Origin of the sequence: Acinetobacter sp. YH12058, assembly GCF_013419805.1 — a bacterium.
Classification (GTDB): Bacteria; Pseudomonadota; Gammaproteobacteria; order Pseudomonadales; family Moraxellaceae; genus Acinetobacter; species Acinetobacter towneri.
The window spans coordinates 186,195-207,551 of record NZ_VOZL01000002.1 but is presented as its reverse complement, the minus strand read 5'-3'; the positions used below and the strand labels follow the sequence as shown (position 1 = coordinate 207,551).

24 protein-coding genes are annotated in these 21,357 nt (G+C 41.1%); 20 read left to right on the top strand and 4 right to left on the bottom strand.

Annotated elements, in window-relative coordinates:
• The first annotated feature begins 93 nt into the window (after positions 1–93).
• From FTU09_RS02420 to FTU09_RS02390, 7 genes are all read left to right on the top strand, one after another.
• On the top strand, positions 94–1,101 hold the full coding sequence (locus FTU09_RS02420) for a sulfate ABC transporter substrate-binding protein (protein WP_180079479.1): 1,008 nt from the start codon (positions 94–96) through the stop codon (positions 1,099–1,101).
• 319 nt (positions 1,102–1,420) lie between these two features.
• On the top strand, positions 1,421–2,026 hold the full coding sequence (locus FTU09_RS02415) for an alpha/beta hydrolase (RefSeq protein WP_096901106.1): 606 nt from the start codon (positions 1,421–1,423) through the stop codon (positions 2,024–2,026).
• 87 nt (positions 2,027–2,113) lie between these two features.
• The gene (gene cysT / locus FTU09_RS02410; RefSeq protein WP_180079478.1) at positions 2,114–2,947 is read left to right on the top strand and encodes a sulfate ABC transporter permease subunit CysT; all 834 of its coding nucleotides are present in this window, start codon (positions 2,114–2,116) and stop codon (positions 2,945–2,947) included.
• The gene (gene cysW / locus FTU09_RS02405; RefSeq protein WP_096901108.1) at positions 2,944–3,837 is read left to right on the top strand and encodes a sulfate ABC transporter permease subunit CysW; all 894 of its coding nucleotides are present in this window, start codon (positions 2,944–2,946) and stop codon (positions 3,835–3,837) included. Before cysT ends, cysW begins: the two co-directional genes overlap by 4 nt.
• An 11-nt stretch (positions 3,838–3,848) precedes the next feature.
• Positions 3,849–4,910 carry a sulfate/molybdate ABC transporter ATP-binding protein gene (locus FTU09_RS02400; RefSeq protein WP_179990088.1) on the top strand — a complete coding sequence of 354 codons (1,062 nt, stop codon included), beginning with the start codon at positions 3,849–3,851 and terminating at the stop codon, positions 4,908–4,910.
• A gap of 52 nt (positions 4,911–4,962) precedes the next feature.
• On the top strand, positions 4,963–5,886 hold the full coding sequence (locus FTU09_RS02395) for a CysB family HTH-type transcriptional regulator (RefSeq protein WP_131261163.1): 924 nt from the start codon (positions 4,963–4,965) through the stop codon (positions 5,884–5,886).
• 184 nt (positions 5,887–6,070) lie between these two features.
• Positions 6,071–7,234 (top strand): outer membrane protein transport protein, encoded by a 1,164-nt coding sequence (locus FTU09_RS02390; RefSeq protein WP_180079477.1) that lies wholly within the window; start codon positions 6,071–6,073, stop codon positions 7,232–7,234.
• A 55-nt stretch (positions 7,235–7,289) separates the two neighbouring features.
• Here the strand turns inward: FTU09_RS02390 and carO are convergent, their stop codons facing one another.
• Positions 7,290–8,006: an ornithine uptake porin CarO gene (gene carO / locus FTU09_RS02385; RefSeq protein WP_180079476.1), complete on the bottom strand. Its 717-nt coding sequence runs from the start codon at positions 8,004–8,006 to the stop codon at positions 7,290–7,292.
• 299 nt (positions 8,007–8,305) lie between these two features.
• Here carO and dapD point away from each other — a divergent pair, with 299 nt between their 5' ends.
• The 5 genes from dapD (at position 8,306) to FTU09_RS02360 (ending at position 11,626) form a co-directional block, all read left to right on the top strand.
• Positions 8,306–9,127: a 2,3,4,5-tetrahydropyridine-2,6-dicarboxylate N-succinyltransferase gene (dapD, locus tag FTU09_RS02380; RefSeq protein ID WP_004971762.1), complete on the top strand. Its 822-nt coding sequence runs from the start codon at positions 8,306–8,308 to the stop codon at positions 9,125–9,127.
• 80 nt (positions 9,128–9,207) lie between these two features.
• Positions 9,208–9,918: a 7-carboxy-7-deazaguanine synthase QueE gene (gene queE, locus FTU09_RS02375; protein ID WP_136144777.1), complete on the top strand. Its 711-nt coding sequence runs from the start codon at positions 9,208–9,210 to the stop codon at positions 9,916–9,918.
• Positions 9,919–10,007: 89 nt separating this feature from the next.
• Positions 10,008–10,679: a 7-cyano-7-deazaguanine synthase QueC gene (gene queC, locus FTU09_RS02370; RefSeq protein ID WP_136144778.1), complete on the top strand. Its 672-nt coding sequence runs from the start codon at positions 10,008–10,010 to the stop codon at positions 10,677–10,679.
• Between the two features lie 13 nt (positions 10,680–10,692).
• Positions 10,693–11,097 (top strand): hypothetical protein, encoded by a 405-nt coding sequence (locus FTU09_RS02365; RefSeq protein WP_004971768.1) that lies wholly within the window; start codon positions 10,693–10,695, stop codon positions 11,095–11,097.
• 70 nt (positions 11,098–11,167) lie between these two features.
• The gene (locus FTU09_RS02360) at positions 11,168–11,626 is read left to right on the top strand and encodes a peroxiredoxin (protein ID WP_096901114.1); all 459 of its coding nucleotides are present in this window, start codon (positions 11,168–11,170) and stop codon (positions 11,624–11,626) included.
• A 78-nt stretch (positions 11,627–11,704) separates the two neighbouring features.
• Here the strand turns inward: FTU09_RS02360 and FTU09_RS02355 are convergent, their stop codons facing one another.
• The gene (locus FTU09_RS02355) at positions 11,705–12,277 is read right to left on the bottom strand and encodes a nicotinate-nicotinamide nucleotide adenylyltransferase (RefSeq protein ID WP_096901115.1); all 573 of its coding nucleotides are present in this window, start codon (positions 12,275–12,277) and stop codon (positions 11,705–11,707) included.
• Positions 12,278–12,688: 411 nt separating this feature from the next.
• On the opposite strand from FTU09_RS02355, the gene FTU09_RS02350 reads away from it, so the two are divergent.
• Entirely contained in the window at positions 12,689–13,489 is an 801-nt protein-coding gene (locus tag FTU09_RS02350) for an enoyl-CoA hydratase-related protein (RefSeq protein WP_131261168.1), read from the top strand.
• Positions 13,490–13,639: 150 nt separating this feature from the next.
• A complete protein-coding gene (locus FTU09_RS02345; RefSeq protein WP_180079475.1) occupies positions 13,640–14,416 on the top strand; it encodes a nitroreductase family protein in 777 nt (258 codons plus the stop codon).
• Positions 14,417–14,978: 562 nt separating this feature from the next.
• On the opposite strand, the gene FTU09_RS02340 is transcribed toward FTU09_RS02345, so the two are convergent.
• On the bottom strand, positions 14,979–15,296 hold the full coding sequence (locus tag FTU09_RS02340) for an NGG1p interacting factor NIF3 (protein WP_180079474.1): 318 nt from the start codon (positions 15,294–15,296) through the stop codon (positions 14,979–14,981).
• Between the two features lie 263 nt (positions 15,297–15,559).
• Between FTU09_RS02340 and FTU09_RS02335 the strand changes: the two genes are divergently transcribed.
• The 3 genes from FTU09_RS02335 (at position 15,560) to ruvB (ending at position 18,882) form a co-directional block, all read left to right on the top strand.
• Entirely contained in the window at positions 15,560–16,900 is a 1,341-nt protein-coding gene (locus tag FTU09_RS02335) for a deoxyguanosinetriphosphate triphosphohydrolase (protein WP_104851741.1), read from the top strand.
• Positions 16,901–17,029: 129 nt separating this feature from the next.
• Entirely contained in the window at positions 17,030–17,632 is a 603-nt protein-coding gene (gene ruvA, locus FTU09_RS02330; protein ID WP_178865673.1) for a Holliday junction branch migration protein RuvA, read from the top strand.
• Between the two features lie 242 nt (positions 17,633–17,874).
• Positions 17,875–18,882, top strand: a complete 1,008-nt coding sequence (gene ruvB, locus FTU09_RS02325) for a Holliday junction branch migration DNA helicase RuvB (RefSeq protein WP_004971787.1) — start codon at positions 17,875–17,877, stop codon at positions 18,880–18,882.
• Positions 18,883–18,964: 82 nt separating this feature from the next.
• Here ruvB and FTU09_RS02320 read toward each other — a convergent pair whose 3' ends face one another.
• Positions 18,965–19,543, bottom strand: a complete 579-nt coding sequence (locus FTU09_RS02320; RefSeq protein WP_180079473.1) for a hypothetical protein — start codon at positions 19,541–19,543, stop codon at positions 18,965–18,967.
• A gap of 228 nt (positions 19,544–19,771) precedes the next feature.
• Here FTU09_RS02320 and ybgC point away from each other — a divergent pair, with 228 nt between their 5' ends.
• The 3 genes from ybgC to tolR are packed head-to-tail and all read left to right on the top strand — an operon-like array spanning position 19,772 to position 21,354.
• Positions 19,772–20,179 (top strand): tol-pal system-associated acyl-CoA thioesterase, encoded by a 408-nt coding sequence (gene ybgC / locus FTU09_RS02315; RefSeq protein ID WP_004971791.1) that lies wholly within the window; start codon positions 19,772–19,774, stop codon positions 20,177–20,179.
• Positions 20,180–20,206: 27 nt separating this feature from the next.
• Entirely contained in the window at positions 20,207–20,905 is a 699-nt protein-coding gene (gene tolQ / locus FTU09_RS02310; RefSeq protein WP_179989288.1) for a protein TolQ, read from the top strand.
• On the top strand, positions 20,905–21,354 hold the full coding sequence (gene tolR, locus FTU09_RS02305) for a protein TolR (RefSeq protein ID WP_070154130.1): 450 nt from the start codon (positions 20,905–20,907) through the stop codon (positions 21,352–21,354). Before tolQ ends, tolR begins: the two co-directional genes overlap by 1 nt.
• Positions 21,355–21,357 lie beyond the last annotated feature (3 nt).

Genomic DNA, 21,357 nt, shown 5'->3' with positions numbered 1-21,357 from the left:
TGATATTCACCGCATTTTAAATTATTTTTTCAGCAAATAGACTACCGATATGCTTGCCTCATTCAACAACAGATTTAATACCTGAGGTCAAACATGAACTTTACAAAACTGAAAATTGGACTACTGGCGGCAGTACTTTCGGCAACAACCTTGAGCGTTTCTGCAAAAGACTTTCTGAATGTTTCCTACGATCCAACCCGTGAATTATACGATAACTTTAACAAAGATTTTGGTGCGTACTGGAAAAAAGCCACCGGGCAAAACATTAACTTTAAACAATCACATGGCGGTTCGGGCAAACAGGCACGTGCGGTGATTGATGGTCTAGGTGCCGATGTCGTGACTTTGGCACTGGCTGCCGATATTGATGAAATTGCTAAACGCGGTCTATTACCTAAAGACTGGCAAAAGAAATTTCCGCACAACTCGACCCCTTATACATCCACAATTGTATTTTTAGTGCGTAAAGGCAACCCGAAAGGTATTCGAGATTGGGGCGATTTGGTCAAACCTGGTGTGGAAATCATTACTCCAAATCCAAAAACATCTGGCGGTGCACGCTGGAACTATTTGGCAGCGTGGGCATGGGCAAAACATCAACCTGCGGGCAATGATGCTAAAGCGCAAGAGTTTGTTCGCCAAATTTATAAACAAACCAAAGTATTGGATTCAGGCGCACGTGGCTCAACCACCACTTTTGCAGAACGTGGCATTGGTGATGTTTTGTTAGCTTGGGAAAATGAAGCCTATTTAGCCGTGCGTGAACAACCGGGTAAATTTGAGATCATCACACCTTCTCTATCTATTTTGGCTGAACCGCCTGTGGCGATTGTAGAGAAAAATGTGCAAAAAGATGGCAATCAACACTTAGCCAAAGCCTATTTAAACTATCTCTATTCGCCTGCGGGTCAAAACATTGCTGCGAAGAATTATTACCGACCACGTAATGCTACGGTGTTGGCACAATATAAGTCGCAATTTAAACCATTGAAGTTGGTGACTATTGATCAAGAGTTTGGTGGATGGAGCAAAGTTCAGAAGCAACACTTTGAAAATGGTGGCATTTTCGATCAGATTGTCAAAGCCAACCAAACCAAATAATACTCCGAAAGGTAAATCATACCAAAGCGCTAGCTGAAAACACCCAAATTGAAAAATGCGGGTGTTTTCACAAACGCATTTTTACCTGATTCACATATATCTCTTTTATTCATATAAAATTCATTTTTAATTATTTTTTTTGCATAGAAACTCTAGTTATCCTTGTTGCAGATTATTTAAAACATGAATTTTACAGCATTATCTTACTGAGTTTTGAATCCAAGTGATCACAGCCAAAGCTGAAAATGATGGGTTCAATTCATATTCAAGCGTTATTCAGATCATTATTTCAGGCTGAAATATGCGAAGGAGCATCGACATGATTCATACCGTAATTGTTCCAGGTGTAGGTGGCAGTGAATATGCGCACTGGCAATCTTGGTTACAACGACAACTCATGTCTTGCTCGCGTGTACAACAGTCAGACTGGAATAGCCCAATTTTACAGAACTGGGTTGCTGAATTTGTCAAAACAGTTGCCCCGATTCAGAACGATATTCAAATTGTGGCGCACAGCTTTGGTTGTCTGACCACAGTGGCAGCCTTAGCACAGCAACCTAAATTGCAGGCGAAAATTAAAAATGTGGTTTTGGTTGCACCTGCTAACCCTGCCCGTTTTGGTGAATCTGGTTTTGCACAACACAGCCAAAGCAATTATTCGGCTTATTTTCAGCAACTTAAATTGGCTGTACCGACACGCTTATTGATCAGTGAAAATGACCCATGGCTAAGTTTTGCAGATGCACAGGCACTTGCCCAAGCATGGCAATTAACACCGATTAATTTAGGACAAGTGGGTCATATTAATGTTGCATCAGGCTTTGGGGCATTTCCTGAAATTTATGATTATTTGATTGCAGAAAATATGCAATCACATATCAGTATTTCTGATAACAACAAGTATTTATTCAAATTTGCAATTTAATCTTCGCAAATTATGCTTGTGCCGAATTTATCTTTTACTTTTATCTGTTTGTTTTCAAACACTCATTCTCTCTTTTGAGGAGTCATCATGTCGCAGCGATCCAAAGTGCTGCCAGGATTTGGTCTTTCTCTAGGCTTTACCCTAGCGTATTTATCCTTAATTGTTCTTATTCCCTTATCGGCAGTATTTATTAAATCGCTTGGTATTGGTTGGGATGGTTTATGGGAAATTTTAAGTTCAGAACGTATTCTAAAATCTTTGCAACTCAGTTTTAGCGCTGCGCTCATTGCAGCCTTTATTAATGTCGTCTTCGGCTTATTATTGGCATGGTGTTTGGTACGATACAGCTTTCCGGGCAAACGTATTATAGATTCTTTGGTCGATTTACCTTTTGCATTGCCTACTGCAGTTGCGGGTATTGCCCTGACTTCTTTATACGCACCGACTGGCTGGATTGGACAATATTTAGAACCATTAGGCATTAAAGTCGCGTATACCCCTATCGGGATTACCCTTGCCCTGATTTTTATTGGTATTCCATTTGTTGTGCGTACCGTGCAACCCGTACTCAGTGACTTAGAAACCGAGTTGGAAGAAGCAGCATCTGCGCTAGGCGCGAACCGCTTTCAAATTGTCAGCAAAGTGATTTTCCCTATTTTATTGCCTGCACTGATTACAGGTTTTGCACTCGCATTTGCGCGTGGCGTGGGTGAATATGGCTCGGTGATTTTCATTGCAGGTAACCAACCATTTAAAACTGAAATTGCACCCTTAATGATTATTTCTCGTTTAGAAGAATATGACTACGCAGGTGCAACCACAATTGCTGTGGTGATGTTGCTGATTTCTTTTGTCATGCTGTTCTTAATTAACTTATTACAAGCATGGGCAAGTCGTCGCACAGGGAGAACTGCACGATGAGTTTAAATACCAACAGCAATGCTTTGGCTGAAAAACTACAATCACGCGATGCAACACGTGAACCGACTTGGGTACGCTATACCCTGATTGCAATTGCCTTCATTTTCTTCTTAAGCTGTCTGATTTTGCCGCTGATTTTGGTTTTTGTAGAAGCCTTTAAACAAGGCATTGGTGTCTATGCACAAGCATTGGTGCATCCTGACACTTTATCGGCAGTGAAATTAACCTTACTCACTGCAGCCATTGCCGTACCTTTAAACGTGGTATTTGGTATTGCCGCAGCGTGGTCAGTGGCGAAATTCAATTTCCGTGGTAAGTCGATTCTCACCACCTTAATTGATATGCCTTTTTCAGTTTCTCCTGTCATTGCAGGTTTAATGCTAGTCCTGATTTTTGGTACACAAGGTTGGATGGGCGGCTGGTTGATGGAACACGACATCAAAGTTTTATATGCCGTACCTGCAATTGTGATTGCCACCATCTTCATTACTGTACCTTTTGTGGCGCGTGAATTGATTCCTTTAATGGAAGCGCAAGGCACAGAGGAAGAAGAAGCTGCGATTGTATTAGGTGCATCGGGTTGGCAGACCTTCTGGAAAGTCACTTTGCCAAACATAAAATGGGGGTTAATTTACGGCGTGATTCTGTGTAATGCCCGCGCAATGGGTGAGTTTGGCGCGGTATCTGTGGTATCGGGGCATATTCGCGGAGAAACCAACACCCTACCGCTGCACGTCGAAATTCTCTATAACGAATATACCTTTAGTGCTGCGTTTGCGGTGTCCTCTCTCTTGGCACTTCTCGCGATTGTGACCCTGATTTTAAAAACTTGGGTTGAAATTCGCCAAGAAAAGCAAAACCAACGCAATGAAGATTCAACTGTTTCTTAAGGAATGACCGCATGAGTATTCAAGTTAAAAATATTGAAAAAAATTTTGGTGCATTCCATGCACTTAAAGACATCTCCCTCGATTTTCCAGATGGCCAACTGGTGGCGCTGCTTGGGCCTTCAGGCTGTGGTAAAACCACCTTGCTGCGTATTATTGCAGGATTAGAGTCGGCAGATCGTGGGCAAGTGATATTAGAGGGTCAGGATGCAACCGATGTGCATGTGCGCGAACGTCAAGTTGGATTCGTTTTCCAACACTATGCCCTATTCCGCCACATGACCGTATTTGACAATATCGCATTTGGTTTACGGGTACGTCCACGTGCAACCCGACCTTCAGAAGCCGAGATTAAAAAGCGTGTTATGCGTTTACTCGACTTGGTACAGTTAAGCTTTTTAGCAGACCGTTATCCTGCACAATTATCGGGTGGACAACGTCAACGTATTGCTTTGGCACGTGCCTTAGCGGTAGAACCACGCGTATTGTTATTGGATGAACCTTTTGGTGCGCTTGATGCCAAAGTGCGTAAAGAATTACGTCGTTGGTTAAGAACTTTGCATGATGAATTACACATCACTTCAATTTTCGTGACCCACGATCAGGAAGAAGCACTCGAAGTTGCCGATCAAATTATTGTCATGAACAAAGGTAATGTCGAACAAATTGGTTCACCGCGTGAAGTGTATGAACAGCCTGCAACTCCGTTTGTATTTGACTTCTTAGGTCAAGCCAACCGTTTTGAAGGACAACATCATCAAGGGGTTGTGCAAATTGGTGAAGATCGCGTACAACTTCTCAATCAACCAAATGCACCACAAGGCAAAGTGATTGCATTTGCGCGTCCAGATGAGTTGCATATTCATGCCCAACCACAGGAAAATACCATTCAAGCGACCTTCTTACGTGAGGTTTGGATTGCTGGTAAAGTAGTTGCAGAATTGCAAGATCGCCAAGGGAATTTAATTGAAATTGCACTCACTGCAGATGAAGCGAAACTGCACCAATTCCGCCCAAATCAAACGGTTTGGTTAAGTGTAACCACTTTACATTTATTTGAAAATCAAGTCGCATAAGGACATCAAGATGGAGCCTAACCCGCTCCATCCTTTTTAGGGTTGCACCACTATGAACTTCCAACAACTTAGAATTATTAGAGAAACCGTTCGGCAAAACTTTAATTTAACCGAAGCGTCTGCGGCACTATACACTTCTCAATCGGGCGTGAGTAAGCACATTAAAGACCTTGAAGATGAACTTGGTGTGCAGCTTTTTGTGCGCAAAGGCAAACGTCTATTAGGTTTAACCGAGCCAGGACAAGCGTTGCTAAGTATTGTCGAACGCATGTTGGTTGATGCAGATAACATTAAACGCCTTGCTGATGACTTTAATAAAGTAGATGAAGGCACGCTCACCATTGCGACTACACATACCCAAGCGCGTTATGTGCTGCCGCCTATTGTGAATTTGTTTAAAAAAGAATTCCCTAAAGTACATTTGATTTTGCAACAAGCCAGCCCTGTTGAAATTGCCGAAATGCTGCTACAAGGTGAAGCCGATATTGGTATTGCAACCGAATCTCTAACCACTGAAGAGAACTTGGCAAGTGTGCCTTATTATGACTGGCGCCACAGCATTATTACCCCGCAAGATCATCCTTTAGCCAGTAAAACTGAGATTAGCCTGACCGATTTGGCAGAATATCCAATCATCACTTATCACGGCGGCTTTACGGGACGTTCTAAAATTGACAAAGCATTTACCGATGCAGGAATTGATGTCAATATCGTTATGTCTGCACTTGATGCAGATGTCATTAAAACCTATGTTGAATTGGGCATGGGCGTAGGCGTGGTAAACAATGTGGCATACGATGCAGAACGCGATTACCGTCTAAAACAAATCCAGACCGATATTTTTGGGGTAAACACCACATGGATTGCGGTTCGCAAAGGACATTTACTACGTGGCTATGGCTATGAGTTTATTTCTTTATGTGCACCAAATGCCGATATTAAAGCGTTAAAGCGCATTGCTTATCCTGACGAATAACCCCATTCACATAAGAGAGCGCATTCGCTCTCTTATGTTTCATTATTTCGCCATGATCTTCGTTTATCTTAAAACAGGAAAATAATGTTTTAAATTGATTCAAATTATGCATAAAATATAATCAACAATAAAAATGATTATTTGATTTTAAACACAATTCTATAATTTCGACCAAGGGCGTAACATGAAATATCACATTTATACTGCGTTATTCTACATGCTGCCCATCGGTCATGTTTGTGCTGCAGGCTTAGAACGCAGTAATCAATCTATTCAAGCTTTCTTTGAAAAAGGCAATTATGCAGAAGTGTCCGTGCTGCAAGTCAACCCGAATGTTTCAGGAAAAGTGCAACCTGTTTCATCTCTAGGGAATCCTGAGTTTTCTACAGGCGATATGGTGAATAAGCAACACTACTTTCAAGCCGCCTTAAAACTACAACCACATCCACAAGTTTCGGTCGCATTATTATTTGACCAACCTTTTTTTACGGATGTGGATTATCAATTCGACACGAATCAACCCTTATCAGAAATTGCAGACGTTGAATTCGATTCAAACAACATGACTGCACTGGTCGGCTATCAACCAAATGCAAACTGGAATCTGTTTACGGGTGTGAGCTACCAATCCTTTTCAGGGAATCTCAGAATTGGTACACACGTCGAAAATTTTTACGTTGATTATGCTGTGCATTTCCCTAAAGATCACGCATGGGGCTGGCTGGTAGGTGCCAGCTATCAACTTCCTGAATATGCATTTAATACAGCAATTACCTACCGCTCTAAAATTAAGCACCATACCAATGCTAGCGAAAGTTTTTGGGGGTTTCCTCTAGAGATTGCACCACAGCATGCGACTACTATTCAAACACCAGAATCGATTAATCTAGATTTTCAAACAGGTTTACCTGCCCAAAATTTTCTCTATGCATCATTAAGATGGGTGAATTGGCAAGATTTTGAAATTCAGCCCACACAATATGCTGCAATGCTACAGCAAGTACCCAATATGAATTTAAATCTGATTGATTACCCAAAAAATCAGTGGTCGGTACGTTTGGGTTTAGCGCATCAATGGTCACCCAAATGGATCACTGCTGTTGAAGGATTGTGGGACTCAGGTGCAGGAAACCCAGCTTCCAGCTTCAACCCTGTAGATGGTTATTTAGGTTTAGGTACTGGCCTTATTTATAATTTCACCCCTAAAACTTTTGTGATTAGTGGGATTCATTATCTGTACTTTAATCAACCAAAGAATGAACAAGAGGCTTCTTGGCTTTTAAACCTTTCACAACTCGAAGAACGGGATGCTTGGATTTATCATCTCAAACTTGCACACCGCTTTTAAACCATAAAAAACGAGCCGAGGCTCGTTTTTTTGATTTAGCTAAAGCTATCGGATATTACCAGTGGTAACTTACACCTAGTTTGGCAACTGGCATCCATTCGTATTTGTCGTCGTTACGAACTTCATTAAGGTGATCAACAACTAATTGGTTATCTTCCCAATTGCCTCCTTCAACTTTTACATTAGTCACAGTTGGATTACCTGTATAGTAAGCACCAACCTCACCAAATACACCCCAATTTTTATTAATTTTTGGTGCAAAGCCTAGGCCTAAATATGGTGCAATGTCATTGCTATAATCTAGATCATAGCCAAGTTTACTTAAACCAGTATTTTCACCTTTAACTTTGATCGTTCCACCATCATTTCGAGCTTGTAGAGCGTATTGTTGATCGATGTAACCAACACCTGCAGCTACATAAACACCTTGTGCCCATTTACTTGGACTTGCACCCCATGGACGAATCTCAGCATTTAAGTAAGTCAAGTTGTTGTCCATATCAACATCATAGTTAACATCATCAACTTCTACGTCATCCGACCAAGAAATATCGCCACCGTTATAACCCAGCGCTAAGCCCACATACGGGTTTGCAGTCCAAAGTAAGGCACCGCCATAACCTGTTGTACCTACTTCAGCACGTACACCTGTTGGAATGAGTTGGTTACGGTCAAATGCATAACCATCTTGCACAACAGCTGTATCTGCCATTGCAGAACCTGCAGCTGCTGCCAATACCGAAGCGGCTAAAATTGTGTGTAAAGATTTCATTGTGTTTCTCCTCAAACTAAAACTTTTTGAATTTTCATTCGTGTTTGTCATGAGAAAACTATAGAGCATGTTGCGGTCAGCTTTTATGCAAAATTTACCCCGTTTTTGTTATTTTTTGATACAAATTTATTCTTATTGTTTATTGCAAAAGCATTTATTTTCAAAACTTCAACAATTTAGCGCGCAACTTAACTTGTTTATCTTACTAAGGATAAATTCCAATCTGTTCCAATTTTTATCTATTCCTCACTCAATATAGTGTAAAATCTTTGGAAAATTTTTTTCTGGTAAGAACATCGATGTCTCAGCTTTCAACAATCATTGAACAAGCATTTGAAGACCGCGCTAATTTCAGCGCTGCAGATTGTCCCGCTGAAATTCGTCAGGCAGTTGAACAAGCAATTGCAGGTTTAGATAACGGCACATTACGCGTTGCTGAAAAAATTAATGGTGAGTGGATCGTTCACCAATGGTTAAAAAAGGCAGTTTTGTTATCTTTTAAACTCAATGATAACAAGCCAATTGAATCTTGCGATTTGCGTTTCTACGACAAAGTAGACACGAAATTTACAGGTTGGACTGACGAGCAATTCAAACAAGCAGGTGTGCGTGTTGTACCGCCAGCAGTTGCACGTAAAGGTTCATTCCAAGCCAAAAATGTGGTGTTAATGCCATCTTATGTCAATATTGGCGCTTATGTAGATGAAGGCACCATGGTTGATACATGGGCAACGGTAGGTTCATGTGCACAAATTGGTAAAAACGTGCATTTATCGGGTGGTGTAGGTATTGGTGGAGTACTTGAGCCACTTCAAGCAAACCCAACTATTATTGAAGACAACTGCTTCATTGGCGCACGTTCTGAAATTGTTGAAGGCGTGATTGTGGAAGAAGGTTCTGTCATTTCTATGGGCGTTTATATTGGTCAATCGACCAAAATTTATGACCGTGAAACTGGCGAAATCCATTATGGTCGTGTACCTGCAGGTTCGGTGGTAGTTTCTGGCAACCTGCCTTCTAAATGTGGCACTTATAGCTTGTATGCTGCTATCATTGTGAAGAAAGTAGATGCGAAAACCCGTGCAAAAACCAGTTTGAACGACTTATTACGCGAAGACTAAACTTTTTTTAGTTTTCTCCATCTCTACGGCCAGCAATGACCGTAGGGATTTTTGTTTTTTTACATACTGTGATGAATTTTATGAATACCCTCCGATCTTCCGCTATTCCTGTTTCTGATCCGTCTGCGGGTTTACGCATCACGGAGATTTTCTATTCATTGCAGGGCGAAGCCAATACATCGGGCTTGCCAACCGTGTTTATTCGTTTAACGGGTTGTCCATTGCGTTGCCATTACTGTGATACCACTTATTCTTTTGAAGGTGGCGAACGTCAATCTTTAGATGACATCATCCAAACCACGCTAGAATTTAAAACACCGTATGTATGTGTGACGGGCGGTGAACCTCTGGCTCAACCGAATGCACTGCCACTCATGCAACGCTTGGCAGATTTAGGTTGTGAAGTGTCTTTGGAAACCAGTGGAGCTTTAGATATTTCTAAAGTGGATAACCGTGTGTCGAAGGTGCTGGATTTAAAAACCCCTGCATCGGGTGAAATGTCACGCAACTTATTATCAAATTTAGATTTTTTAAACCCACATGATCAAATCAAATTTGTGATTTGCAATCATGACGATTATCTTTGGGCGAAGCAGCAAGTTGAGCAATATCAGTTGCATAAAAAAGTCGATACAGTGTGGTTCTCCCCTGCATTTGCTGTCGAAAAAGGTGCAGTCGCCTTGCCACAACTTGCACGTGATTTGGCACAGTGGATTTTAGCCGACCATCTCCCTGTTCGTTTCCAATTGCAATTACATAAATTGCTTTGGAATGATGAAACAGGTCGTTAATCTCCTCACGAATCCCCATTCGTATTGACGTCAATCTTCACACTTTTGCTCAAGTTCTATCGCTATATTTTAAAATTTGGAGTTCAATTATGCGCCCTCGTGCCATTGTATTGTTATCTGGTGGATTAGACTCAACCACGTGTTTGGCATGGGCACAAGCGCGTTATGAATGTATTGCACTTAGTTTTATGTATGGTCAACGCTCGACTACAGAGCTAGATGCTGCACGTGCCTTGACTAAAAATGCAGGCATTGAGCATCGTGTGATTAATATTGATTTAGGCAACTTGGGCGGTTCTGCCCTGACCGATCACAGCATTGAAGTACCTGATCATGAGCAAGAAGGTATTCCTGTGACTTATGTGCCTGCGCGTAATACCATCTTCCTGTCTTATGCTTTGGCAGCTGCCGAAGTTTTTGATGCAGAAGCAATTGTGATTGGTATTAATGCGGTAGATTATTCGGGCTATCCTGACTGTCGTCCTGAATTTATTGATGCTTTTGCCAATATGGCACGCTTGGCAACCAAAGTTGGCGTAGAAGGCAAACCGTTAAAATTTGAGACACCTTTGTTACATTTATCCAAAGCAAATATTATTCGCTTAGGTATTGAACATGGCGTAGACTATAGTCAAACGGTTTCTTGCTACCAAGCAGATGACCAAGGACGTGCTTGTGGTAAATGTGACAGCTGTCGCTTACGCAAACAAGGTTTTGCCGATGCCGGTGTTGCAGACCCAACGCGTTATATACCGTCATAACAAGGTAAAGTGTATGAAAAATTTAAAATCAAACATTATAGTTTCTGCGATTATGTCTGTTGCTGCATTATTCGCAACAACGACACACGCAAATAATGACAAGTTGCAACAAGCATATAAAAGCACCAATGTAAAAGCAGCTTTAATTAATGTTTGTAAAGAAGAAACTGCAAAAGGCAAAAAACTGACTACAGCTGAAGTAAGCAAATATTGTACTTGTGCAGTAGAAGCAGATGGTAAATTAACCAACGCTCAAAAATGGGAAATTCAAAGCGCAATTAACCAGAAAAAGAGCCCTGCGACTTTAGCTTTTGTACAAAAGCAAAATAAAGATTTGCAAACTTGTTTTGGTCCTCAGCTTACAGGTAAATTAAAAACCTTAACTGAAGAAGCAATGAAAGCGGCTGAGAAAAAATAATTTTTCTTAACAATTTCAACTAGCCACTTTATGTGGCTAGTTTTTTATGTGCATGATTTTGGAGAAAAATATGAGCACGACAATTCAATTACCAAATCAAGCTTTTCCTGCAACCACAGGCGAAGTCAATTTAACCGAACTTGGTACAGATTGGTTAGTGGTGTATTTTTACCCGAAAGATTCTACCCCAGGCTGCACCACACAAGCTGTCGATTTTACTGCGCTAAAGCCACAATTTGATGCGCTTAATACCACCATCATTGGCATTTCGCGCGACTCAGTCAAAGCCCATCAAAACTTTACCGAAAAACAATCTTTAGGCATCAACTTGATTAGCGATAAAGAAGAAGTATTGTGTCAGTTGTTTGATGTGATTAAAGAAAAAAATATGTATGGCAAAAAAGTTATGGGCATTGAACGCTCTACTTTTATTTTCCATCAAGGTCAATTACTGAAAGAATATCGTAAAGTCAAAGCTGCAGGACATGCCGAGCAAGTGCTTGCGGATTTAACCGCTTTACAGGCTTAATTTTCAGCCTCTAAAAAAACACAATGTTCTGGATGATTGAAAGCTTTTTCAATCATCCTTTTTCATTTAAAAACTGGATTACTCCGTCAAATTACTGCTGTCCTGCTGCTGGTATTTGTCTTGTAATTGACGATAAATTTCCGTGTTTTGAAATGCTGTTAAGAAATCAATTGTGCCTTGCGGGAAAAAATTAGGCTGTATTTCCCCACGATAATAAGCCTCACGTGCAGGCGTAGCAGACATGGCATCTTGCAAGCTGTCTAATTCTACCATCTCCCATTCAGGGAAAAACTTTAAATAATAAGACGAGTCATCTTTAAAATGCCCAATTAAACCAACACGATCTTGCGGTTGAATCAATTCACCGACTAAAGATTTGACTAGTTTTTGCCATTTTTCATCATTGTAGACATCTACGACATGCACAAACTTAATCCGTTCTTGCATCTCAGGTGAAAAGTTAGACAAAATCATCTGCTCACGTTCTTTGGCTAAAAACGGATTTTTTAAATTGCGCTCATTTTGTGCAGAACCTAATGCCAAAATCACATAATGACTACGTGCTAACGCAATTTGAATGGTTTGCAAATGCGCCAAATGAAATGGCTGAAAGCGGCCAATGAAAACCAAATAATCAAACGTATATTGCATAATAAATACGCCAATCCTAATTTTGATAACAACATGATGCTATCTGATACGCGGAAATGTCATCCACAACCTGCGTGGTATCAACTCATTATTGTTTTTGCAAGATAATAAATCAAAAACAATAATTGGGCAGGTTTCGTGGATGACAAATGGTTTTGCCTACTTTTGCTAAAACAAAAGTAGGTCGAACCGAAGGTTAATCCTAAAATAGAATTAATAGACGTTAAGATTCCGCCTTGCTTATTCATTTTTTAAATGAACAACCCCAAATTCTAAATAAATTTCACATTGAATTAGGAACGCAAATCTCATCATTCACTAACTTTTTATGAACTCATGAGTTGTGCCAGCGCTGCGAATTTGCGACATAATGAGCCATAAATTCTAACCAATCAAAGCAAGGATAGTACGATGACACTGAGCTGTATTCAACAACCTCACCCACATTTGAATGCGAATTTAGACAATGGCGTACTGACTTTAGCCATCAACCGACCAGAAGCAAAAAACGCGCTGTATGGTGAATTATATTTGTGGATTGCACAAGCCTTAGATGAAGCAGATCAGTCCAACGCAGTACGTTGTGTAATTTTACGTGGCACAGATGCAGATTTTAGTGCTGGCAATGACATGCAAGACTTTATGAAGTCTGCTGCACTTAAAGGACAACTACCTGCTGCCGAAGGCCCTCCATTCATCTTATTAAAATCTGCAGCTAAGTTTTCTAAACCGCTGATTGCAGCTGTACGTGGGGTGGCAATTGGCATTGGTGTCACAATTCTATTACATGCAGATTTGGTATATAGCGACAATACTGCCCTATTCCAAATTCCATTTGTGAGCTTGGGCTTATCGCCTGAAGGTGCATCAAGCAAACTTCTAGTAGAACAAGCAGGCTATCACAAAGCGGCTGAACTGTTGCTAACTGCACAAAAATTCAATAGCGAAACGGCATTATCGGCAAATTTAGTTAATAGCATTGAAACCGATGTCTATGCAACAGCACAACAAAAAGCAGCGCAATTGGCGGCTTTGCCATTGGCTTCACTCAAACAATCTAAAGCCCTCATGAAACATAATGTCGATGAAATCGTGGCGTGGATTGACCATGAAGCAGAAATTTTTATGCAACGTGTCGGTTCAGCAGAAATGATGGAAGCAGTGCAAGCCTTTATGCAAAAACGTAAACCTGATTTCAGCCAATTTAATTAAACGTTGTTTAGCTGAAATGTACTTACACCCATTTCAAGTAAACTAGACGTTTTAAAACCACATTCATTTTGGCTGAATGTGGTTTTTTCTTTATTCGCCCCCATATTCTGCAATGAGCTGTCAATCATTAAAAAATTGAGGAAAATTGTAATGTCTAATCCAAATCCAGCCGATGTTAAAGCTGAAAAAAAAGAACGTTATTTTGAACCTGCACCACAAGATATTGATGTAGAAAACTTTAAAAAAGTCATTCAAAGCCGTCGTTCGGTGCGTAAATTTACCGACAAAGCCATTCCTGCGGAAGTATTGGATGATTGTTTAGATATGGCTTTATTGGCACCAAACTCATCTAATTTACAACCGTGGACTTTTGTCGTGGTGCAAAATCCTGCCAAGAAAAAACAACTGGTTAAAGCCTGCTTAGGACAAATCGCTGCTCGTACTGCAGCAGAGCTAATCGTGTGTATTGCACGTACAGACCGTGTTGATGAAATGGCAAAAAAGAATATCAGCGAGTTCCCTTTTCCTGAAGCACCTGCTTCAGTCAAAAAATATTACAAGTTTATTCCTTATAACTACATGACTGGCTACTTAAACGCATTAGGTAACTTTAAGAAAGTCGCTTTCAAAATTGCACGTAGTTTAGATAAACAATTACCTGTGACTGCATTTAACCCTGCAGATGCCAAACTTTGGGCAAGTAAAACTACAGCACTCGCCTGTGAAAATATGGTCTTGGCCCTTCGCGCACACGGTTTTGATAGCTGCATGATGGAAGGTTTTGATGAGCCGATGGTACGCAAACTCTTAAAACTGAATGATCAACAATTTCCAGTGATGGTGATTGCTGCAGGTGAACGTGCCGAAGATGGTGTCTTTTTCCCGCAATACCGTTTTGACCGTGACCTGTTTATTCAGAAAGTCTAGGGGCTGTTAACATTTCATAAATGGCTTGCGCTGTAGGCTAAAACTGAGCAGATTAGGCATGAAACGCAAGGAATAGCGAGACTATTGCCAAGTTTCATAACGTAATCTGAGAAAGTTTTAGCCACATGAGCAAGAACAAAGCGCTGCTTTGTTTGCTGCGCAAGGGGACGAGCATATTTTTTGCTGCTATTGCGTTATGAGTCAGTCATTTAGAATAACTAAATTTCCTGCCCCATGCCTTATATCAGCTAAAAAACCTTGCGAGATATATCTCTCACGTCGCAAACATAGATGAAGTGTCAACAGACCCTAATATTTCAACTGTATTTTTAAAACCTAGCCACATTTTGACTCGTGATAAGGCGACAAGGATGTCGCCCGTTAGACTGTGGTACAGGACGTACCATCAGTCTAACAGAGGGCTTTTGTTACTTTTCGCCCGTGAAAAGTAAAATCTATCTACGCAACTTATATTTGCCCCAATCCATATATGAGTGATCGTACAATTCTATTTTTCTTTAAAAATTGGTATTTAAGTCTTTAAAAATTGGTATTTAAGTCTTTAAAAATTAATATCTAAAAGTTGCATAAACTCAAAGGCAGGCTCTTCGTAAGGATGGCTTGCCTTGAGCGCTTTTGCGACTGCCTGAGCATTTTGCTCAGGTACAATGGTTTCCACGCGCCATTCGGCAACGTGTTCCAAAGCATCTAACTCACCAATAAAAGTATTTGCTCCTTTTACAGGTTTAAATTGCCCTGTGCCTAAAACCTGCCATGCACAATGTTCATAATTGCCAATTCCACCTGCACCCGCTGCAAAAATAGCCAGTTTGGTTTCTTCAAGATGAGATTCAGGCACATAATAAATCAGTTTGAGCATATTTAAGCTTCGCTATCCATTTCACAATTAATTAGAAATTAGCATAAAAATTTGAGCATTGTTGCTATTTTGGCAACCTATACGCATCATCCAATCCTCGATTTATATAGCCCCAAAAAAAAATTTAAAGTACGCTTCGCCACAAACTTATCCCCCATTTTGTATGAATTTAGATTTAAAAAGACAAGCCATGTCGCACGCCCCTAGAGCTTTTGTCATTTTTTTGGCATGATGCAAAACAAGCACATAGTGAATAATGATAAATGACTCAAATGCGTTGGTTAGAACTGCTTTCCACAGTTCGAATTGGTAGTAAAAAACAAAGTACAGAACAGGCGCGCAGCCCTTTTCATAAAGATTATGACCGTATTATTTTTTCGCAAAGTTTTAGACAGTTAAACCGTAAAACCCAAGTCCATCCATTGACTCAACACGATGGTATTCACACTCGCCTAACCCATTCTTTAGAAGTGTCTTGTATTGGACGTTCATTAGGGATGTTGGCTGCAGAAAAAATTAAAGACCACTTGCCTATGTGGATTTCCCCTGCCGATGTCGGTGCGATTATTCAAGCCGCATGCTTGGCACATGATATTGGCAATCCACCTTTCGGACATGCAGGCGAATACGCCATTCGTGAATGGTTTGATGATGCTTCACACGGCAATTTCCTCGCCAAACTTAGTGATGAAGAAGAAGCCGATGTCCGTCAGTTTGAAGGCAATGCGCAAGGTTTACGGCTACTCACCAAAATTGACTACCATCCAAATGATGGCGGCATGCGTTTAACCTATGCCACTTTAGGCGCTTATTTAAAATATCCATGGCTCTCCAAAACCATTGCCGAACAAGGCAACCGCCCTGCCAATCAACGTGATAAGTTTGGTTGTTACCAAGCCGAAAAAGAAATTCTCAAACAAATTGCAGAACAGCTTGGTCTGATTCAATTGGGCGATTATCACTATTGCCGTCATCCACTGACATATTTATTGGAAGCAGCAGATGATATTTGCTATGCCTTAATTGATTTGGAAGATGGCATTATCTTAAACATGCTCAGCTATGAAGAAGTTGAACCGATCTTTTTAAACTTGATTGGTGACTACGGCATTCCCGCAGAACTGGCGATGGCACGTACCACATGGCAACAAAAAATTGCCGCTTTGCGTGGTCGGGTCATGAAGCGTTTGGTCGATGAAGTCACTACAGCATTTGCCAAACACCATTTGGAAATTCTGATGGGACAGCTCAAAGGCAGTCTTTTACAATATTGCTCGGCAGATATTGAAATTGGTATTAATCGCGCCAAAGACTTAGCTCGTGAGAAAATTTTCGAGCATCCACAAAAGGCAGGGCTGGAAATTATTGCGCATCAAAGTTTACAAAACATTTTGGATGCGTTTATTCCACTCACCACGCCACATAAAACCCTAAGTTTTAAAGAGCAGCGTTTAATGTCAATCTTGCAACGCTCAGGGGCAGATTTTGCGCATAATCACTATGACAATATTATGCAAGTCTTGGATATTATCTCTAAGTTTTCAGATCACCAAGCCTATAACTTATCGCAAGAATTACAAGGCAATAAGGTCGGCTTGCTATAATGAGTAATTTGCATATCAATACTTGTATCTAAATAGAAGTAGGATTTAAGCGCAGATTTTGCCTTTTGTGAAAATGCGCTCTACTATGCGAACAGCAACTTATTTTAAATTAATCAGTGAACCACAAATATGATCGGATGTCTTATTGGCGAAGTATTGGCTTTAGAAGCACCAACCGTGTTGCTGAATGTAAATGGTGTGGGCTATGAAATTGACACACCACTCACCACATTTTGCCAGTTACAAAAGGGGCAGAAAATTACCCTGTGGACGCATTTAGCTGTGCGTGAAGATGCTCAATTGTTATATGGCTTTTTAGAAGCCCAAGAAAAAACCATTTTCCGTACTTTACTCAAAGTCAATGGTGTCGGCCCGAAAATGGCGCTAGGTATTTTATCAACCTTGAGTGTCGAATTACTGATTCACACCGTAGAACATGAAGACATTAACACCCTGATTAAAGTACCGGGTGTGGGCAAAAAAACCGCTGAACGCCTGATGATTGAATTACGTGATCGCTTTAAAGCCATGTCCAACGAAGTGAGCAGCAGCAATTCCACTGTGACCCAAATTCAGTTTACAGGCAATTCTGCTGTTGCCGAAGCCGAAGCCGCTTTACAATCTTTAGGTTATAAACCTGCCGAAGCACAAAAACTGATTAATGCAGTTAAGGCCGATTTTACTGAAGCCAGTGATATTATCCGTGCAGCATTAAAGTCGATGAATAAATAAAAGATGCCAACAAACCTAGCGTAAGTTCATCTTTCCAATATTGGATACATGACTGGCGACATGGATGTCGCCCGTTGAGTTGGGGTATAGGGATATACCCTCAACTCAACATAAGATTTTTGTTACTTTTGATCTTTCAAAAGTAAAATCATGCCTTCGCAAAGGCATTTAAACGCAACTCATACTTTGAGGCTGTGCATGCAGCATCAAAATGCCCAGCTCAAGAGATTAGTTAACACGATATGCAAGACCGTCTAATCAGTGGTTCTGAAAAACCCGAAGATCAAATTGATCGCGCCATTCGCCCCACTTCACTCGATGACTATATTGGGCAACCTGTAGTGCGTGAACAAATGGAAATTTTCATTGGTGCAGCCCGTGGACGCGCAGAAGCACTGGACCACACCCTGATTTTTGGACCACCAGGTTTAGGTAAAACCACACTCGCCAATATTATTGCCCGTGAAATGGGCGGCAATCTTAAATCCACTTCAGGGCCTGTCTTGGAACGCGCAGGTGATTTAGCCGCCATGCTGACCAATCTTGAAGAAGGCGATGTGTTATTTATTGATGAAATCCATCGTCTTTCACCTGTGATTGAAGAAATTTTGTATCCAGCGATGGAAGATTATCAACTGGACATCATGATTGGTGAAGGGCCTGCAGCACGCTCCATTAAACTGGACTTGCCACCATTTACCCTTGTCGCCGCCACCACACGCGCAGGTTTACTCACCTCACCGTTGCGTGACCGTTTTGGTATTGTGCAGCGTTTGGAATTTTACTCGGTTGAAGATTTGACCCATATTGTCAAACGTTCGGCAAGTCTAATGGATGTGCCAATGACCGATGCAGGAGCTAATGAAGTCGCTCGTCGTTCGCGCGGTACACCACGTATTGCCAACCGATTATTGCGTCGCGTTCGTGACTATGCGCAGGTCAAAGGCACAGGTGAAGTCACGCAAGAGATGGCACAACGTGCGCTAGATATGCTGAATGTCGATAAAGATGGTTTAGATACCTTAGACCGTCGTTATTTATCAATGTTATTAGAGCGTTTTGATGGTGGGCCTGCAGGTGTGGAAGCTTTGGCCGCTGCTATGGCTGAAGACTCTGGCACTTTGGAAGATGTAATTGAACCATACCTAATTCAACAAGGTTATGTAATGCGAACCGCTCGCGGGCGTATTGCGACCAATATGGCGTATTTACAATTTGGGATGACACCGCCAGAGCCAAAAGAAAAATAGCTCAAAGGAAAAAATAGCTTGAAGGGAGCTATCTCCCTTTAAGCTATTAAATATTTAGGTCAATTGGGTCTGTAGATAGACCCTAATTTTCAATAATACGCACATTTTCAATAAGCATTAATTCACACGCGCCCGCCCCTGTATCATGACGGCTTAAAGAACTGCGCCACTGCCACCCATCTGCGGCAGTAACTTCAACCAATTTACCTTTCAAATAAATCAAATCATCTTCATCAATCTGTTTTAACTGTGTCGCAATCGCGGGTGTGGCAGGAATTAAATGCGTATTAGCGCTCAAACTTGCAATCTCTTGCACAGGAATCGGTGGTGCTTGTTCATAACGCCAATGATACCAACGGTTGCTTTGACGAATAGACAACTGTTTATACACTTCAGGCTTGGCCATTTCGCCCCATCCCAAAGCAAAATCGACAGGGCTAAGTTCGGCTTCACGTCCAAAATTATAATTTTCACGTGACAATACCCGAAACTCACCTTCATAGGTTTCCAAAGCTTGAATGGTATAGTCTTTAAATTGATGCACTTGCTGCGATGACTGATAGGTTGTGCTATCCGCAATTCCTCCATCTGGCTGGAACAGCGTCATCCACAACAAATACAATATGGCAATTACCACAAAAAATTTAACTAAACGGCTCATGTGCTGCTCATTGGGGTGGATCATCTGCATGTATCAGGCAGGCAGCTAATTTTAACTTAAAAGCATGTTTGAAATCTTGTGCCATTGGACGAAGCGTTGAGAATGATAAACTGCCACGCTATACACAGCTTGACTTATAGCCCCGATTCACGTCAATTTCACAGACACGGCGTAAGCTATAAGTATTGCTTATCAAACAACTTTGCAACATTGAAGCGGAACATCATCATGGCGAATAAATTTGAATTTAAAATTCGTATCTATATGGAAGATACTGATGCAGGCGGCATTGTTTACCACGCCAACCATATTCGCTTTATGGAACGTACCCGTACCGAATGGCTTCGTGCATCGGGTGTTGATCATTATTGGCATCAACAAGATTACAACTTTGTCGTGCATAAAATTAACGTGAAATATTCACGTCCAATCTTAATGGATGACCTAATTACTGTTACAGCAAGTGTAGTTTCGTGTAAAGCGTCATCATTTGTATTGCAACAAAATATTTATCGTGGTGAAATCATGCTTGCATCTGGCGAGGTTGAATTGGCCTGTCTTGGTTCAGATATGAAACCACGTCGTCTGCCAGATGAAATTCGTAGCCTTATTCTGAAAGAATTAGGACAAGATTAAAAAAATGAATTGGCACATGTAGTAACTATGGCAACACAACTCGAATCATCTCTTCAAGTATCAGATCTTATTTTACAAGCAAGTCCTGTTGTTCAGCTGGTAATGCTCTCGCTGCTTTTAGCATCATTATACAGTTGGTATCTGATTGCCAAGTTACACATGAGCTATAAAAAAGCACAGGCAGATGATCAGCATTTCCAAAAAATCTTCTGGTCTGGTGCAGAATTAAATACGCTTTACAACAACGCACAGCTCAATTCAAAACGTGTCGGTTTGGAAGATATTTTCTATCAAGGCTTAGGTGAGTTTTTAAAACTCAAAAAGCGCCAAGCGCCTGCTCCACAAACCATTGAAGGCACAGAACGTATTTTACGTGTCGGTTTAAGCCGCGACCAAGCTCAACTTGAACAAGGCTTAGGTGCATTAGCCAGCATTGGTTCGGTTGCGCCATACGTTGGTTTATTTGGTACCGTCTGGGGCATTATGAATGCCTTTATTGGACTGGCAGATGTCGATCAAGTCACATTGGCAACAGTCGCACCAGGGATTGCCGAAGCCCTCATTGCCACAGCCATTGGTTTATTTGCCGCCATTCCTGCGGTACTTGCCTTTAACCATTACACCGCCAAAGGCGAAGCGATTTATTCTGATCGTGCTTTATTTGCCGAGGAAATGGTGGCTTTATTACAACGTCAATCTTTAGGCAATACTAAGGATCACGACTAATGGCCATTCAACGCTCAGGACGCTTCGAGCGCATTAAGAAACCACTCAAAAGTGACATGAATGTAGTGCCCTATATTGATGTCATGTTGGTGTTATTGGTGATTTTTATGGTTACTGCACCGATGATTACCAGTGGGATTCAAGTCGATTTACCTCAAGCCAATGGTAATCCAATTGAATCGAAAGATGCCCCTGCTTTGGTGACTTTAAATAAAGATGGGCAATATTTTTTAGAATACAAAGAACACAAAGCCGAACCTTTGGAATTAGCCCAACTGAAACAAATTTTGACCGATGCTCAAATTCAAGCCAAAGCTGAAAACAAAGAGTTTCAGGTTGTTATTCGCGGTCATAATACACGCCCTTATGGTGATGTGATTGCGTTAATGTCTGACTTACAAGATGCGGGTTTAACCCAAGTTGGATTGCTGACCGAGCCTTTAAAGTAATTT

What these genes read in the sequence shown, in the direction of transcription:
- FTU09_RS02420 (WP_180079479.1), top strand. Translation starts at nt 94, where the DNA reads ATGAACTTTACAAAACTGAAAATTGGACTACTGGCGGCAGTACTTTCG.
- FTU09_RS02415 (WP_096901106.1), top strand. Translation starts at nt 1,421, where the DNA reads ATGATTCATACCGTAATTGTTCCAGGTGTAGGTGGCAGTGAATATGCG.
- cysT (WP_180079478.1), top strand. Translation starts at nt 2,114, where the DNA reads ATGTCGCAGCGATCCAAAGTGCTGCCAGGATTTGGTCTTTCTCTAGGC.
- cysW (WP_096901108.1), top strand. Translation starts at nt 2,944, where the DNA reads ATGAGTTTAAATACCAACAGCAATGCTTTGGCTGAAAAACTACAATCA.
- FTU09_RS02400 (WP_179990088.1), top strand. Translation starts at nt 3,849, where the DNA reads ATGAGTATTCAAGTTAAAAATATTGAAAAAAATTTTGGTGCATTCCAT.
- FTU09_RS02395 (WP_131261163.1), top strand. Translation starts at nt 4,963, where the DNA reads ATGAACTTCCAACAACTTAGAATTATTAGAGAAACCGTTCGGCAAAAC.
- FTU09_RS02390 (WP_180079477.1), top strand. Translation starts at nt 6,071, where the DNA reads ATGAAATATCACATTTATACTGCGTTATTCTACATGCTGCCCATCGGT.
- carO (WP_180079476.1), bottom strand. Translation starts at nt 8,006, where the DNA reads ATGAAATCTTTACACACAATTTTAGCCGCTTCGGTATTGGCAGCAGCT.
- dapD (WP_004971762.1), top strand. Translation starts at nt 8,306, where the DNA reads ATGTCTCAGCTTTCAACAATCATTGAACAAGCATTTGAAGACCGCGCT.
- queE (WP_136144777.1), top strand. Translation starts at nt 9,208, where the DNA reads ATGAATACCCTCCGATCTTCCGCTATTCCTGTTTCTGATCCGTCTGCG.
- queC (WP_136144778.1), top strand. Translation starts at nt 10,008, where the DNA reads ATGCGCCCTCGTGCCATTGTATTGTTATCTGGTGGATTAGACTCAACC.
- FTU09_RS02365 (WP_004971768.1), top strand. Translation starts at nt 10,693, where the DNA reads ATGAAAAATTTAAAATCAAACATTATAGTTTCTGCGATTATGTCTGTT.
- FTU09_RS02360 (WP_096901114.1), top strand. Translation starts at nt 11,168, where the DNA reads ATGAGCACGACAATTCAATTACCAAATCAAGCTTTTCCTGCAACCACA.
- FTU09_RS02355 (WP_096901115.1), bottom strand. Translation starts at nt 12,277, where the DNA reads ATGCAATATACGTTTGATTATTTGGTTTTCATTGGCCGCTTTCAGCCA.
- FTU09_RS02350 (WP_131261168.1), top strand. Translation starts at nt 12,689, where the DNA reads ATGACACTGAGCTGTATTCAACAACCTCACCCACATTTGAATGCGAAT.
- FTU09_RS02345 (WP_180079475.1), top strand. Translation starts at nt 13,640, where the DNA reads ATGTCTAATCCAAATCCAGCCGATGTTAAAGCTGAAAAAAAAGAACGT.
- FTU09_RS02340 (WP_180079474.1), bottom strand. Translation starts at nt 15,296, where the DNA reads ATGCTCAAACTGATTTATTATGTGCCTGAATCTCATCTTGAAGAAACC.
- FTU09_RS02335 (WP_104851741.1), top strand. Translation starts at nt 15,560, where the DNA reads ATGACTCAAATGCGTTGGTTAGAACTGCTTTCCACAGTTCGAATTGGT.
- ruvA (WP_178865673.1), top strand. Translation starts at nt 17,030, where the DNA reads ATGATCGGATGTCTTATTGGCGAAGTATTGGCTTTAGAAGCACCAACC.
- ruvB (WP_004971787.1), top strand. Translation starts at nt 17,875, where the DNA reads ATGCAAGACCGTCTAATCAGTGGTTCTGAAAAACCCGAAGATCAAATT.
- FTU09_RS02320 (WP_180079473.1), bottom strand. Translation starts at nt 19,543, where the DNA reads ATGAGCCGTTTAGTTAAATTTTTTGTGGTAATTGCCATATTGTATTTG.
- ybgC (WP_004971791.1), top strand. Translation starts at nt 19,772, where the DNA reads ATGGCGAATAAATTTGAATTTAAAATTCGTATCTATATGGAAGATACT.
- tolQ (WP_179989288.1), top strand. Translation starts at nt 20,207, where the DNA reads ATGGCAACACAACTCGAATCATCTCTTCAAGTATCAGATCTTATTTTA.
- tolR (WP_070154130.1), top strand. Translation starts at nt 20,905, where the DNA reads ATGGCCATTCAACGCTCAGGACGCTTCGAGCGCATTAAGAAACCACTC.